Annotated in this window: 13 protein-coding genes; 2 read left to right on the forward strand and 11 right to left on the reverse strand. The window is 58.9% G+C overall.

Annotation, left to right across the window (positions count from 1 at the left end; all coding sequences use genetic code 11):
* The 3 genes from K3G63_RS20580 to K3G63_RS20590 all read right to left on the reverse strand — a co-directional run bounded on the left by K3G63_RS20580 (nucleotide 1) and on the right by K3G63_RS20590 (nucleotide 2413).
* A complete protein-coding gene (locus K3G63_RS20580; RefSeq protein WP_220616013.1) occupies nucleotides 1–603 on the reverse strand; it encodes a porin family protein in 603 nt (200 codons plus the stop codon).
* Nucleotides 604–714: 111 nt separating this feature from the next.
* Nucleotides 715–1419: a porin family protein gene (locus K3G63_RS20585; protein ID WP_259404596.1), complete on the reverse strand. Its 705-nt coding sequence runs from the start codon at nucleotides 1417–1419 to the stop codon at nucleotides 715–717.
* A gap of 238 nt (nucleotides 1420–1657) precedes the next feature.
* A complete protein-coding gene (locus K3G63_RS20590; RefSeq protein ID WP_220616014.1) occupies nucleotides 1658–2413 on the reverse strand; it encodes a porin family protein in 756 nt (251 codons plus the stop codon).
* A 236-nt stretch (nucleotides 2414–2649) separates the two neighbouring features.
* Between K3G63_RS20590 and K3G63_RS20595 the strand changes: the two genes are divergently transcribed.
* Both K3G63_RS20595 and K3G63_RS20600 read left to right on the forward strand, forming a co-directional pair.
* Complete coding sequence (locus K3G63_RS20595; RefSeq protein ID WP_220616015.1) at nucleotides 2650–3798, forward strand: acyloxyacyl hydrolase; 1149 nt, start codon at nucleotides 2650–2652, stop codon at nucleotides 3796–3798.
* A gap of 153 nt (nucleotides 3799–3951) precedes the next feature.
* Nucleotides 3952–4638 (forward strand): hypothetical protein, encoded by a 687-nt coding sequence (locus K3G63_RS20600; protein ID WP_220616016.1) that lies wholly within the window; start codon nucleotides 3952–3954, stop codon nucleotides 4636–4638.
* Nucleotides 4639–4640: 2 nt separating this feature from the next.
* Here the strand turns inward: K3G63_RS20600 and K3G63_RS20605 are convergent, their stop codons facing one another.
* The 8 genes from K3G63_RS20605 to K3G63_RS20640 form a co-directional block, all read right to left on the reverse strand.
* Nucleotides 4641–4760 carry a 30S ribosomal protein THX gene (locus tag K3G63_RS20605; protein WP_220616017.1) on the reverse strand — a complete coding sequence of 40 codons (120 nt, stop codon included), beginning with the start codon at nucleotides 4758–4760 and terminating at the stop codon, nucleotides 4641–4643.
* 71 nt (nucleotides 4761–4831) lie between these two features.
* The gene (locus K3G63_RS20610) at nucleotides 4832–5866 is read right to left on the reverse strand and encodes a quinone-dependent dihydroorotate dehydrogenase (RefSeq protein WP_220616018.1); all 1035 of its coding nucleotides are present in this window, start codon (nucleotides 5864–5866) and stop codon (nucleotides 4832–4834) included.
* Between the two features lie 111 nt (nucleotides 5867–5977).
* Nucleotides 5978–7516 (reverse strand): YifB family Mg chelatase-like AAA ATPase, encoded by a 1539-nt coding sequence (locus tag K3G63_RS20615; protein WP_220616019.1) that lies wholly within the window; start codon nucleotides 7514–7516, stop codon nucleotides 5978–5980.
* A 391-nt stretch (nucleotides 7517–7907) separates the two neighbouring features.
* Complete coding sequence (gene lpcA / locus K3G63_RS20620; protein ID WP_220616020.1) at nucleotides 7908–8495, reverse strand: D-sedoheptulose 7-phosphate isomerase; 588 nt, start codon at nucleotides 8493–8495, stop codon at nucleotides 7908–7910.
* Between the two features lie 12 nt (nucleotides 8496–8507).
* Nucleotides 8508–8945, reverse strand: coding sequence for a hypothetical protein (locus tag K3G63_RS20625; RefSeq protein ID WP_220616021.1), 438 nt, complete (start codon nucleotides 8943–8945; stop codon nucleotides 8508–8510).
* A 252-nt stretch (nucleotides 8946–9197) separates the two neighbouring features.
* On the reverse strand, nucleotides 9198–11045 hold the full coding sequence (locus K3G63_RS20630; protein WP_220616022.1) for an ABC transporter ATP-binding protein: 1848 nt from the start codon (nucleotides 11043–11045) through the stop codon (nucleotides 9198–9200).
* A 184-nt stretch (nucleotides 11046–11229) separates the two neighbouring features.
* The gene (locus K3G63_RS20635) at nucleotides 11230–11589 is read right to left on the reverse strand and encodes a hypothetical protein (RefSeq protein WP_220616023.1); all 360 of its coding nucleotides are present in this window, start codon (nucleotides 11587–11589) and stop codon (nucleotides 11230–11232) included.
* A 39-nt stretch (nucleotides 11590–11628) separates the two neighbouring features.
* Nucleotides 11629–13518: a hypothetical protein gene (locus K3G63_RS20640; protein ID WP_220616024.1), complete on the reverse strand. Its 1890-nt coding sequence runs from the start codon at nucleotides 13516–13518 to the stop codon at nucleotides 11629–11631.
* Nucleotides 13519–13628: the final 110 nt, after the last annotated feature.

A 13628-nucleotide genomic window follows, 5' to 3' on the forward strand; every position in this document is an offset into this window, starting at 1 on the left:
TTACCGGCCAATCCGATAGCCCAACTGAAACTGGAAGGCCGAGTTATACTGCTTGATTGTGGTGCCGAGAATATCTTTATAGAGGGGGGCAAAGCCCATATTGTAGCGCACGCCAATGCTGGGGCCGCTGCTAAATTGGTAGCCGATGCCCGCTACCCCGCCCAGGTCGACGGTATGGTACAGGTCTTTGCTGGTGCTGGAAACCGAGGCGGAGCCGCTTTTCAGCTCATTCTTTACCGCCAGCAGGAACCCTACCTGCGGACCCAGCTCAAAAAACGGACCGTCGGCGTTGATGCGTAGCAGCACTGGTACCTCGAGGTAGTGGAGCGTGGAGGTAGCCTCGGCCGCCCCATTCTCGCTGCGGGCTCCCTTCATAGAGTACAAGATTTCAGGCTGAAGGGCAATGAAGTTCTTCGGGGCCAGGCCAACCTGCAGGGCTACCCCGGCATTGAGGCCTACTTTGTATTTGTTGTTATTGTCCGCGTCGTCGCCGGTGATGGTAGCCAGATTAGCGCCAGCTTTGAGGCCAGCCTGCACCGATTGGGCCCGCGCCAGACCCGTAAGGCCAGCCACTAGCAGCAGGGAGAAAGAGAGTTTTTTCATAGAAAGCAAAGGGTAAGCACCGGCATAAAAGTAGCCCCAATCAGCAAACAAGCCCCGGCTGCCGGGAAGAGGCAGGCCGGGGCTTGTACCCTAGCAGGGAGGTAGCAGGACTTACTTGCTCGGAATCAGGTAGCCCAGCGAGAGCTGAAAAGCCGAGTGACGGGCGTTGGCCAGGTCGCCGTTGAAGTAGCTGCCGTTGTCGCTCTTTACAAAGTCGCTGAAAGCGCCTGTATAGCGCAGGTTCAAGCTCAGGCCGTTGTCGGCCTGATAGCCCACGCCAGCTACGTAGCCCAGTTCGCTGCGGTTAAAACCGCTGACGTCTTTCTTGTTCTGAGCCTCCGATACAGTGGGCGTGCCGTTGGGCTGGCGCGTGCGGGTTACCTTGGTTTCGTCGTTGGCGCTGAGCAGGTAGGAGTACTGGGGACCGGCCTCCAAGATCAGGCCCCCGGCGTTTACCTTCAGCAGCACGGGCACATCGAGGTAGTTATAGTTGACTTTGCCTTCGCGCTTTTCGGTGTAGCCTACTCCCAGCAGGGTGCTGGTGTACTCCGTAGGCTTGTTTTCAAAGCCTTTCTGAGAGTAGAGAATTTCCGGCTGAATGGAAAAGAATCCGTCGCCGGTTACATCAGCATTCAGCATCACGCCGCCCAGAAAGCCAAATTTGTTGTTGTAGGTATTCTCGTTCTGGATATTGCCAGCCAGGTTGGAGTAGTTGGCACCGGCGCGCAGACCCAGGCGCACGCCCTGGGCATAGGAAGAAGTGGAAACAGCAGCTACACCCAGCAGGGCAGCGGCAAAAAAGACGGTCTTTTTCATGGTGCAAATAGGGTTGAGTGAGAGATGCACAACCGGGCTAGCTTCGAAAAGTGTGCCAGCCTTGCAGTTTCATCACGAAAAAGTTCCACGCTGTTCCTGGCTTTCTGCTGAGCAATCTGTTTATCAGCTAGGTAGAGGGGGTTCTGCTTGGCGCCAGAGTGGGGTAGCAGAAGCGCAACGACAACAAAAAAGGCTACCCCACGCGGGAGCAGCCTTTTTGTTAAGTAAGCCGGGCAGCCTACTTGGTCGGAATCAGGTAGCCCAGTTGCAGCGTGAAAGCGTTGTTGAAAGCCTTCGGCTCGTTGTCCTGGTCTTTGGTGTCGATCAGGGAGTTGAAGCCGCGGGCGTAGCGCAGGCCCAGGCTGATGCCGCCGTCGGTCATGTAGCCAATGCCAGCTACCCCGCTGATGTCGAATTGCGCCAAGTCAGACTTGTAAGCGTCGTCGCGGCTGATACCGGTGTAATCCAGGAACTCGCCGTTGTTATCCACCTTGTTTTTGGTGCCGTCCGTGTACTTCGTGGTCGTTTGCTGCTTGTTCTTCGAGCCAAACAAGTAGCTTACCTGCGGGCCTAGCTCAAAGAACAGACCGCCAGCGTTAATTTTGGCAAGCAGCGGTACATCCAGGTAGTGCAGCACGCGCTTCTGCTCTAGCTCGCGGCTCTCAACCGTCTTGCCATTTTCGGTACCCAGATTACCCGTTTGCTTCGACTGGATTTCGTAGCCTTTGCGGTTGTAGAGCAATTCCGGCGCGAAGGAGAAGAACCCGTCGCTGCTCAGTGGGATGCTCAGCCCAATGCCGGCATTATAGCCCAGCTTGTAGTCACCCAAATCAGTGCTGTAGTTGGCACCGGTAATCTGGCTGACATTGTCGCCGGAGATGTTCGAATACGTTCCGCCGACTTTCACGCCGATACGGAATCCGCCGGCATCCTGCGCGTGTGCTACAGAAGCGGCCGAGATGAGTGCGAGCGAAAGAGCTGCAATTTTTTTCATAACCAAAGAGGGGGGGAAGGAAGGAGTCGACACCACTAAACCAAGCAACACAACCACGTTTTTCGTGGATTTCTGGGCTTCATAGCGCAAACCAGAGGCGGAAGGTTGCGGCTGAGTTTAGATTTTACGTAGAAGTAACTGTAAGTTTACTAGTCCGTTCCCGGCAAACCTCAACAGCAGTAGCGCGTTAGCGCACCTGGTTTTTATTCAAGTTTCCACGAGCGTACCGAGCGGGTTTGCCTACTTTTGGCTTGATTTGCCGCGTGTATCAGATGAAGATTCGGGACGGACTGCTGCTGGCTGGTCTCTTAGGCAGCGCCGCTGTGAGCTACGGACAAAGCGAAGCTTTGCCGTTGGTGCCAACGGGGCCGCTGGTGCTCGGGGCCTACGCTCAGGGCAGCTTTATCATTGCCCACACCCCCGCGGTAAAGCACCTAGCCGTCTCGCACCCTACGGGGCTGGAGCTTAATCTGCAGCGTCAGACCAACGGCGCCGAGCCCTGGCACGCTTGGTACCGCTACCCCAAGGTAGGGCTGGCCCTAGTGTATTACGATTACCACAACCCGGTGCTGGGCCGCTCCTACGCAGCCAGCGTGTACCTCAACAAAGCCTTCTGGCGTACTCAGCGGCAGGAGCTTAGCTTCCGCGTCGGTACTGGGGTAGGCTACTTCCCAAGCCGTTTCGATCAGGCCACCAACCACAAGAACACCATCATCAGCTCCCGGCTGAATGCTACCCTGCAAACCCGTCTGGAATACGATGTAGCCCTGACGGAGCACCTGGGGCTGCTGCTGGGGGTAGGCCTAAACCACTACTCCAACGGGGCGACTACCAAGCCTAATTTCGGCATCAATCTGCCCACGGTGCTGCTGGGCCTTAATTACCATCAGCAGCGCCCCTTACGGCCCCTGAACGCCCCCCCGGCTCCCGCCCCCGCCGATATTGGCCAAAACTACCTGAACCTGAGCACATCTGTGGGCTGGAAGCAGCGTAATGAAACGGACTCCCGGCGTTATCTGGTAAACTCGGTAACGTTGGCCGTGGGGCGGCGCGTGAATCGCAAGAGTAGCCTGGTAGCCGGCCTGGAAGGCTTCTATGACCGGAGCCTGGCTGCCCAGCTTCAGGATACGGCCCGCGTCGGAGAGCGGCTGCCCGATGTAAAAAAGGCCGGGGTATACGTAGGTCACGAGCTGCTGTTTGGCCGGATGGCTGTCGTTTCGCACCTGGGGTTCTACCTCTATAATCCCTATAAGTCCAACAACTTCTACTACGAGCGGCTTGGCCTGAAGTATCACTTCACCGACCGCCTGTTTGGGAATGTAGACCTGAAAGTACACCGTGGCGCCGCCGACGTAATAGAGTGCCGAATAGGTGTGAAGCTGTGAGAAAAGTACCGGGGTAGGCAGCCCGGAAAGTAGGTTGGGATGAATCTATAGACGCTTCGGAAGCCACTATGCACACTTGAGCAGGTCTGATTTCTCCGCAGTCCGTGAGTAAAGCATCTTTCGCTACCTGTCCACGCCTTACTGGCTGCTCCTATGGAAACCTTCTTGCTGCTTAACCGCTGGCTCCACATTACGGCTGGCTTCACCGGGTTCTTGGTGGCTCCCGTAGCCTTGCTCGTGCGAAAGGGTGGGGCCGCGCACCGCTTTTGGGGACGAGTGTTCCTCTGGGCGATGGTAGTGGCTGGCACTACCGCTATTCTGGCGGCCAGCATAAAAGGCCTAACGTTTCTGCTGCTGACGGGTGTATTCAGCCTCTACCTGGCGCAATTTGGGTACCGTTCCCTGGCCCACCAACGCCTCGGGCGGGGGCAGCGCCTCGGCCTCTACGATTGGGGTAGCGTGCTGCTGGGGCTAGGGCTGTTTGCCGGCACACTGGCCTATGGCCTCTGGCACCGGCCTTTCAACCTGGCCATGGTAGTGTTTGGAGCAATTGGGCTCCTGACCACACTGCGGCAGCTCCGCGCTTTTCGCCGCCCCGGTCCCTGGCCCGCCGGGCAGTGGCTGCGCAACCATATTGCGGGATTTGTAGGCGCCTATATTGCTGCCGTGTCGGCCTTTTCGGCTACCAGCCTCCGGTTTATTTCCTTCCCCTTTAATTTCCTCTGGCCCACGCTGGTGCTGGTGCCTCTGCTGGTGTGGCTGCAGCGCCACTATGTACCCGCCGGGAGCGGGCTGGCATCCAGCAATAAAAAGCCCCGAGCGGCCGGCCCGGGGCAGTAATGCTACTTCTTATCTGCGGATTTAACGGCGGGAGTTTTAGGCGTCTGCTTTTTCTTGCGGTGCACGCCAAAGCTGCCGTTTGTGCGCTTGCCGCGCTTGGTCTTGATATCTCCTTTGCCCATGATGGTAGTGGTTAAAAGTGAATACAGGCTACTTCTTACGCTCTAATGAGCGGGCAAGGTTTCACGTAGTATTACAAGGACGCGAGGCTATGATTGATCTGCCGCACTAGGCCCGGCCCTTCGTAAATAAAGCCGGAATACAGCTGTACCAAGGCGGCCCCCGCCGCCAGCTTTTCCTGCGCATCACGCGCGGAGTGAATTCCGCCCACCCCAATGATGGGCAACTGTCCCCGGCTGCGCTGGCTTAGGTACCGGATTACTTCGGTGGCCCGCCGGCGCAGGGGGCGGCCACTGAGCCCACCGGCTCCCAGCGCTTCTACCGCGGCGGCAGGGGTAGTCAGGTCCGCCCGGCTGATGGTGGTATTGGTGGCTACCAGGCCGCTCAGCTCTGTTTCGCGGGCAATAAGCAGAATGTCGTCGAGTTGCGAGTCGGTCAGGTCAGGCGCTATCTTCAGGAGTAGGGGCCGCGGCGTGGGTAGCATCTGGTTGCGCTCCTGCACCTGCTGGAGCAGGGCAATCAGGGGCTCCCGTTCCTGCAACTGCCGCAGATTGGGCGTGTTGGGCGAAGAAACATTGACCACGAAGTAATCCACTACCTCATGCAGGGCTTCCACGCAGGCTACGTAGTCCTGGGCAGCCAGCTCGTTGGGCGTATCCTTGTTCTTTCCAATGTTGCCCCCAATGATGAGGCCGTGGGTGCGGCGCTGCCGCAGGCGCACGGCCGCCGCCTCGGCTCCGGCATTGTTGAAGCCCATGCGGTTTACCAGCGCCTCATCCTGGGGTAGCCGAAACAAGCGCGGCTGTGGATTGCCCGGCTGGGGCCGGGGCGTGACGGTACCAATTTCCACAAACCCAAACCCCAGGGCCCCTAGCTCATCCGTCAGCTCGGCATTTTTGTCGAAGCCCGCCGCCAGCCCCACTGGGTTGCGGAACGGTAGCCCGAACACCTCCCGCTCCAGGCTCGGATGCTGGTAGTCATAGAGGCCACGCAGCACGGCAGGCATGCCCGGCAGACGGTAGGCCCGCCTCAGGTTATTAAACACCAAATGGTGAGCTTCTTCCGCATCAAGCCGAAAGAACAGGGGTTTGAGCAGCGCTTTATACATGGCGCTGCAAAGGTGGTAAAATTGTGAGATGGTAGGATGGCGAAACCGTAAGTTTACAGCTCTGTCTGCGCGCAATTACGGCAGTTAACCAGCAAGCTCACTAGTTCACTGCTACCCCGCCCAGCCTTCCCGGTCCAGGCTACGGTACTGGATGGCCTCTGCCAAGTGCTGAATCTGAATTTCCTCAGTGCCAGCCAGGTCGGCAATAGTGCGCGCTACTTTCAGAATCCGGTCGTAGGCCCGCGCCGAAAGGCCCAGGCGCTCCATGGCAGTTTTGAGCAGGGTTAGGCCGGCCTGGTTTACGCGGCAGATGTCCTTGACCATCTGGGAGGGCATCATGGCGTTGGAGTGAATATCGGGGAAGGCGCGGAACCGCTCGGCTTGGCGCTGCCGGGCCTGCTCTACCCGCTCCTGAATGGAGCGGCTATCCTCGGAGCGGCGCGTTTCCGTCATCTGGTCGAACGTAACGGGGGTTACCTCCACGTGCAGGTCAATGCGGTCCAGCAAGGGGCCGCTTACCTTGTTGAGGTAGCGCTGTACTACCCCGGGGCCGCACACGCACTCCTTCTCCGGGTGGTTGTAGTAACCGCAGGGGCAGGGGTTCATGCTGGCAATGAGCATGAAGTTGGCTGGGAAATCAATGCTGACCTTGGCCCGCGAAATGCTGACGCGGCGCTCCTCCAGGGGCTGGCGCATTACCTCCAGCACCGTGCGCTTAAATTCCGGCAGCTCATCCAGAAACAGTACTCCGTTGTGCGCCAGCGAGATTTCACCCGGCTGCGGATTACCCCCGCCGCCTACCAGCGCCACGTCCGAAATAGTATGATGCGGAGCCCGGAACGGGCGGGTGTTAAGCAGCGAAGCATCGGCGCCCAGCTTGCCGGCCACCGAATGTATCTTGGTGGTTTCCAGGGCTTCCTGCATGTTCAGGGCCGGCAGGATGCTGGGCAGGCGCTTGGCCAGCATGGTTTTGCCTGCGCCGGGCGGCCCAATCATGATGACGTTGTGCCCGCCGGCCGCCGCAATTTCCAGGGCCCGCTTGATGTTCTCCTGGCCCTGTACGTCGGCAAAATCGGCGGCGTACTGGTTGGCTGTGTGCTGAAACACGTCCCGCGTGTCAACTACCAATGGCGTAATCTGCACCCGACCTTCCAGGAAATCCACGGCCTCTTGCATCGTGTCCACCGGAATGACGTCAAGGTTGTTGACGATGGCCGCTTCCTGGGCATTGCCACGGGGAAGGATAAACCCCTTGAAGCCCTCCTTGCGCGCCTGGATGGCAATGGGCAGCACCCCGCGCACTGGCCGCAGCTCCCCATCCAGGGCCAGTTCACCCATAATGATGTACTCGCCCAGCTTTTCGGTGGTAAGCTGCTGGGAAGCGTGCAGAATCCCCACGGCAATGGGCAGGTCGTAGGCCGAGCCCTCCTTGCGGATGTCGGCCGGGGCCATGTTCACCACCACTTTCGTGCGCGGCATGCGGTAGCCCCGAAACTTCAGGGCCGCCTCCACTCGCTGCTGGCTTTCCTTGATGGCATTATCCGGCAGGCCTACCACGAAAAATCCGGTGCCCTGTGATACAACTACTTCAATGGTAATGGTATAAGCGTTAACCCCTTGCACGGCCGAGCCGAAGGTTTTGGTAAGCATAGATGGAACGGTGGGAATGTATAAACGATACGAGTATGAAGGTACTACGCCGAAAGGTTTTAATCGTAAGCCGCTACCTCTATTTCTGGTAGAGAAACCACATTGCCGCTGGCATCTGTCTTAACCCCGCTCACATACTTTTGATGCAGAACCAGCCACACCCTTCCGGCAAGCTGCACACGTAATGTACCTCGTGTCTGAAGCTGTAATGCCAGAGATAAGCAGTAATAGGCCTCCCGACTACACACGCCGCAAAGCTGCCGGAAGAGGATAGGGCCGCCACCGCTTTGGCCGAGCAGCGTAGCAGCGAGGTAGCCTGCTCCGCTACTGCCTGCTGGTACAGCGCGTCCAGGGCCTTTTCCTTTAGGTCATAGAACCGGTGAGAAGCAGCTTAGGCTACCAGCTGCTCAATGAGCAGAATCATGATGTGGATGGCCTTGATGTGGATTTCCTGAATCCGGTCGGCATACCCAGAGTGCGGGGCCCGGATTTCCACGTTGCTGAGCCCGGCCAGCTGGCCGCCGTCCTTGCCCGTCAGGCTTACCACCTGCATCCCCACCGTGCGGGCAGCTTCGGCGGCCCGCAAAATGTTAGGCGAGTTGCCACTGGTGCTGATGGCCAGTAGCACGTCGCCGGGGCGGCCCAAGGCTTCCACAAAGCGGCTGAACACGTAGTCGTACCCGAAATCATTAGCCACGCAGCTCATGTGCGAGGCTTCGGTGAGGGCAATAGCAGCTAGTGCACGGCGGTCCTGGCGGTAACGGCCGCTAAGCTCCTCGGCAAAGTGCTGGGCATCGCAGAGCGAGCCGCCATTGCCACAGGTCAGGATTTTGCCGCCCTGCTGGAGGGTAGCGGCCATCAGTCGGGCAGCCTGCTCAATGGCGCGGAGCTGGGCGGGGTCCTGCAGAAAACGGTCGAGCACCGACTGCGCCTCGGTCAGCTCAGCCCGGATAAGGTCGGAAAGCGGAAGAGAATTCACGCCCCAAAGATACTACGCCGGCCGACTCGGCGCATCGGGCGGAATGGTAGAGCTGGGCGCGCTGCTCAGGGTAGGGTTTTGGGGCGGAAACGCGGGGCGCGACTCGTTATCGGGGTAGGTAGTAGTGCCTGTGCGGGGTGCCCCGGGGACGCCTCGCTCCGCCGTAACGCGCTGCTCCATCTGATAATCGTAGAGGCGGGCTTTCAGCTCATTAATCTTCAGTTCCCGGGCCGTCACTTCGCGGCGCAGCAGTACGCTGTCTACGTTTTCAGTAATCAGCTGCAGCCCTAGCAGCACTACCGCCGCTATCAACAGCCCAAAGTACAACGCTTCCGGAGTGCCGGCCATGCCCACAAAGCTGGCCCGCACGGAAGGCAGAAGCAGCACCAGCAGCGCCAGCAGCAAAAACACCATTACCAGAATTGTAACCAGACGTTTGAGAGCAAGCATGGGTGTAACAGGTTGTAATGGAGTACAGGATTAGCCCTCATACGGGCGAGTTCCATTCGCGGACTAAATATAGGTTTTTAGCAATGGAAATTGGATGAGCGGTTGAGCTCAGGGGCTGGAGCCGTTGGTACCGGTAAAAACAGGCCCCCTACTCTGCCGTTGCGGAGCGAGCAAGAGAAGAGGAGCCCACTGCTAAAGCTAGGCCTTTCTCCCGCGTACCTTCTCTTCACCGCGGCCCACACGGCGGCTGCTTTAAGCCAGAGCCGCGTTGGTGGTTTGCATCAGGCTCAGGCGCTGGTAGAGGCCACCAGGGCGCCGCTGCAGCTCCTCATGGGTGCCGCGCTCCACAATGCGGCCATGCTGAAGCACAATAATCTCGTCGGCGTGCTGCACGGTGCTCAGGCGGTGGGCAATAACCAGGGAAGTGCGGTTCTGCATCAGGCGCGTCAGGGCTTCCTGCACCAGTTTCTCGCTTTCCGTATCCAGGGCTGAGGTAGCCTCATCCAGAATCAGGATGGGTGGGTTGCGCAGAATGGCCCGGGCGATGCTGAGGCGCTGGCGCTGCCCCCCCGAAAGCCGGCTGCCCCGGTCACCGATTACCGTCTGGTAGCCTTCGGGCGCGGCCATAATGAAGTCGTGGGCGTTGGCAATGCGGGCGGCTTCCATCACCTCCTGCTCGGTGGCCTCGGTATTGAAGCGGATGTTGTTGAAGATGGTGTCGTTGAACAGAATGCTTTCTTGGGTGACGATGCCCATCTGGTCGCGCACGGAGTGAATGGTGCAGTCGCGCACGTCGTGGCCGTCGATGAGGAGCTGCCCGCCGGTGGGGTCGTAGAAACGGGGCAGGAGGTCGGCCAGCGTGCTTTTGCCGCCCCCGCTGGGGCCCACCAGGGCCACCGTTTTGCCCTTCGGAATGGTCAGGTTGATATCCTGGAGTACGGGCGTATCGCCGTAGCTGAACTGCAGGTTGCGCAGCTCAATCTGCTGCCTAAAGGGAGGTAGCACCTGTGCGCCGGGCTTGTCCCGAATGATGGGTTCGGTGTCAATTATGCTCAGCACCCGCTCGCCGGCCACCAGTCCGCGCTGGATGTTGCCAAACGATGAGGATAGGGCCTTAGCCGGCGTGAGCACCTGCGAGAATAGAGCTACGTAGCCAAGAAACGTTTCGCCATCGAGACCAGACTGACCACCCAATACGAGGATGCCGCCGAAATACATTAATCCCGCTACCACTGACACGCCCGCAAATTCTGAGAAGGGCGAGGCCAGGTCGCGGGTGTTATCAATGGCGCGGGAGGTGCGAGCGTACTGGTCGTTCTGGTCCTCAAACTTGCCTTTGATGTAGTCCTGGGCATTGAACGCCTTGATAACCCGGATGCCGCCCAGGGTTTCATCAATTACTGAGAGCATACTGCCCAGCGTACTCTGGCTCTGCTTAGCTTGGGTGCGCAGCCGCTTAGCAATAGTGGCTATAATACCTCCTGAAATAGGTAGCAGAACCAAGGTAAACAGCGTAAGCGGTGTGGAAATGTGAAACAACACCGCGAAGTAAGCAATGATTGTAAGCGGCTCTTTAATAACGGCCGTCATAGTATTGACCACGGACGTTTCTACCTCTTGGACATCAGCAGTAAAGCGCGACATTAAGTCGCCCTTTCGCTCTCCGCCAAAAAAGCTCAACTGCAGACTGATGATGCGGTGGTATAAATCACGGCGCAGATTGCGGATAACGCGGGCGCGCACCGTAGCCAGTAAGCGTAAGCTCAGGTAGCGAAACACGTTACTTAATAGTACTGACATCACTACCACCCCACATACGAAGGCCAGTGCCCCCAGCTTGCCACGCTGCTCCAGTACCTGGGCAAAGAAGTAATTGAATGTGTCCGTTACCCATTGGATTGTAGGCACAAAATCCGGGATACGGCTGGGTGCTTTGAGCGGTACCTTATCCGTTTTATCGAACAGCACTCTCATCAGCGGAATGATGAGGGTAAAATTACCGATGCTGAAAAAGATAGTCAGCACGGTGTACAGCAAGTATTGGGGCAGAAATACGGCCCACGGCCGGGCGTACTGCAGAATGCGGAGGTAGGTCTTCATCGGAAAGACAAAGGTATGGCATTCAGTGTGGCTCCAAACGGTGCAGAGCCGGACAGCCTCCTGCGGCGGGAAGCCTACCGCTAGGGGGCACCAAATGCCCTACCCCTTGCAAAAGCCAAAAGCCGTGTCTCCATTTCCGGAGCAGGGCTTTTGTGCGAGTTACCTCAAGTATAGGACGGAAGTCTTATTCGGCTTTGAATACGCCTACCACCTCAATCTGGCCCATGATATTCTGGTTGAATTCTGCCAGTTCCTCGGCCGGCACCCAAAGCTCGTCGTGCTCAGGGCCGCCTACGTTCTGCACCGGAAACTGCGCCGCATAGTCGGCATCCACGGCAAAGCGTAGCACGTAGCCCACGCCGTAGTACGGTACGTTCCAGTCGCGGGCAATCTGGGCGGCGTACAACTCATTCAGTACAGGGTAAAAGATGGGCTGCTCCGGCAGGCGGGGCGGAAACGCCAGCCACCCGGAAGCAGCAATCAAATCCAGCTCCGCCTGATTTACGGGGCGGTAGAGGAGCAAGGCAGCGGGTTCGTGGCGCATAAGGAGGGTAGGAAAGTAGCTGCTGCTGCCGAAGGGCGGTTAAAACTCGTGCAGGCGCTGGGCAAGGTTCCAGCGCAGGGACACGGAGGCCAGGGCATCGGTGCCGGCGGTGGCGTAGGGTACGGGCAGCTCCAGGGTGCGGTGGCGCAGAATAAACTTGCCGTCGAGCCAGAGGTTGTGGGCCGCCTGCCAAGAGGCCGTGAAGTCGCCGTGGAAGAGGTAGGAGTTCACGCCCGAGCCCACGTAAAAGCCGTACTCGCGCACCTGCCCGCTGCTGTCGCGAGGGCGCTCATCGTAGGGCAGCAGCACATTGGAGCCGTAGTTCTGGCCCGCGGGGTCTAGGCCCTGCTTCACGAAAAAGCCCTTGGCTACCACGTTCAGGCGGGGTAGGGGCTGGTAGCTGGCAATGCCAATCAGTTCCCAGAGGTTGGCGCCCATGGGGTGAGCCAGGGGCTGGGCCGCGTGCTGGTAGTCGCGGTACTTGTCGAGGGCTTGGTAGGTGTAGGGGCGGATGAAGTTGAATTCGCCCTGCAGGTCGAAGTTCCGGATGCCGGCCACGTCGATGTACTTGGCGCCGAGCTGAATGGCCTGCTTGTTGCCGCGCCAGCCGTTGCCGGCCCGAATTTCGCTGAGCACGAACTCATCCAGCACCAGCTGGCCGTAGAGCTGCACGCGCTTCCACAGATTCCACTTGAAATCCAGGCCCAGCAGGGCGTTGCCATCGGAGGAACCGGTGCTCTGCTCAATGGTGCGGTAGAAGATGATAGGGTTCAGGTACTGAATATCGAAGGTATTGCGCCGCTGCACCCGCACCTGCCCGTTGCTAATCACCGAGTCCCGCCGCGAGGAGGCCGACAGTACGCTTTCAAAGATGCCGATGTTGAGGTTGGGCAGCACATCAAGGCTCAGGTGATGCAGGGCCAGAAACTTCCGGTCGTAGGAGGCGTCCAGGTTGCCGGGGTCGGTGATAAGCTGGGCAAACAGGTTCTGGTACTGAAATTTCCAAATGCGGGTCTGGGCCTTCAGAAACAGGTAGGGGGAGGAGTAGTCCGACAGAATCAGGCTGCGGTAGCCGTTGCCAATCTGGTTCCGGTCGTGGCCCAGCTGCAGATTCACGTGCTTGCCGGCGGCGTAGGTGAGGTAGCCGCGGGCCGAGAGGAAGTCGTACTGACCAGCCTGGTTTTTAAATGGCTTCCAGAATCCTTCGTGCGGCACAGCTTGGTCGCGCTCCACGCGCTGCTGCACGTACAGCGGCACGGCCATCTGATTATCGGCCAAAAATGTGTAGAAGCCCAGCCGCTGGTCAATGGTGCCCTCAACCTGCACGCCGCGGGTATTGAGGTAGGCGTAGCTTTTCGAGCCATCGGAGTTGCCCAGACTCAGGCCCAGCACCGGGTTCACGCGTAAGGAGAAGTCGGGCGTCTCGATGCTGTACAAATCCGAAGGGCGCTCATAGAACCGGTTGAAAATCGGTTTTTCGCGCAGGTTCACGGCCGAGTCCTGGCGGGCATTGTGCCAATTGTCGCGCAGCAGGTAACGGATGTTAAACCGATCTTGGCGCGAGAAGCCCGCCGATGAATCCTGCAGCATGCGCTCAGCCAGCCGGGCTACGGCCGCCCGGGTGTAGGGCCGCACCGCGGTGTGTGGGTCCGTGAGGGAATCGGGGCCAAATTTGATGACGTACCGATCAATCAGGCGGTATATATCGGCATCCAAGGGCACGTAGGTGGTGCCCATGGTGGTTTTAGTGGTACGCAGCGGCTGAGGCGAATCGGCGGCCGAATTGTTGGGGCGCGGCGGCTGAGGCGGCTTGTCGTAAGTCAGCCAGTTGCCTTGCCCATCGGTAGGGCGGGTAGGCGTATCCTGGGCGGCCGCGGAGGTGGCCAGCAGACCGGTAAACGCCAAGGGTAGGAGGTAGGGTTTTCTCATAAGCAGAGCCGTTTACGCCAAAGCCGGCGCGCGGGTGGGCAAACCTACGGAGTTTAGGCAGTATTGGACGAGGTAGCACGGGGTATAACGCCGCAAGTTACGCCGCAGTA

It is taken from the genome of Hymenobacter sp. HSC-4F20 (assembly GCF_019599275.1).
Taxonomy (GTDB): domain Bacteria; phylum Bacteroidota; class Bacteroidia; order Cytophagales; family Hymenobacteraceae; genus Hymenobacter.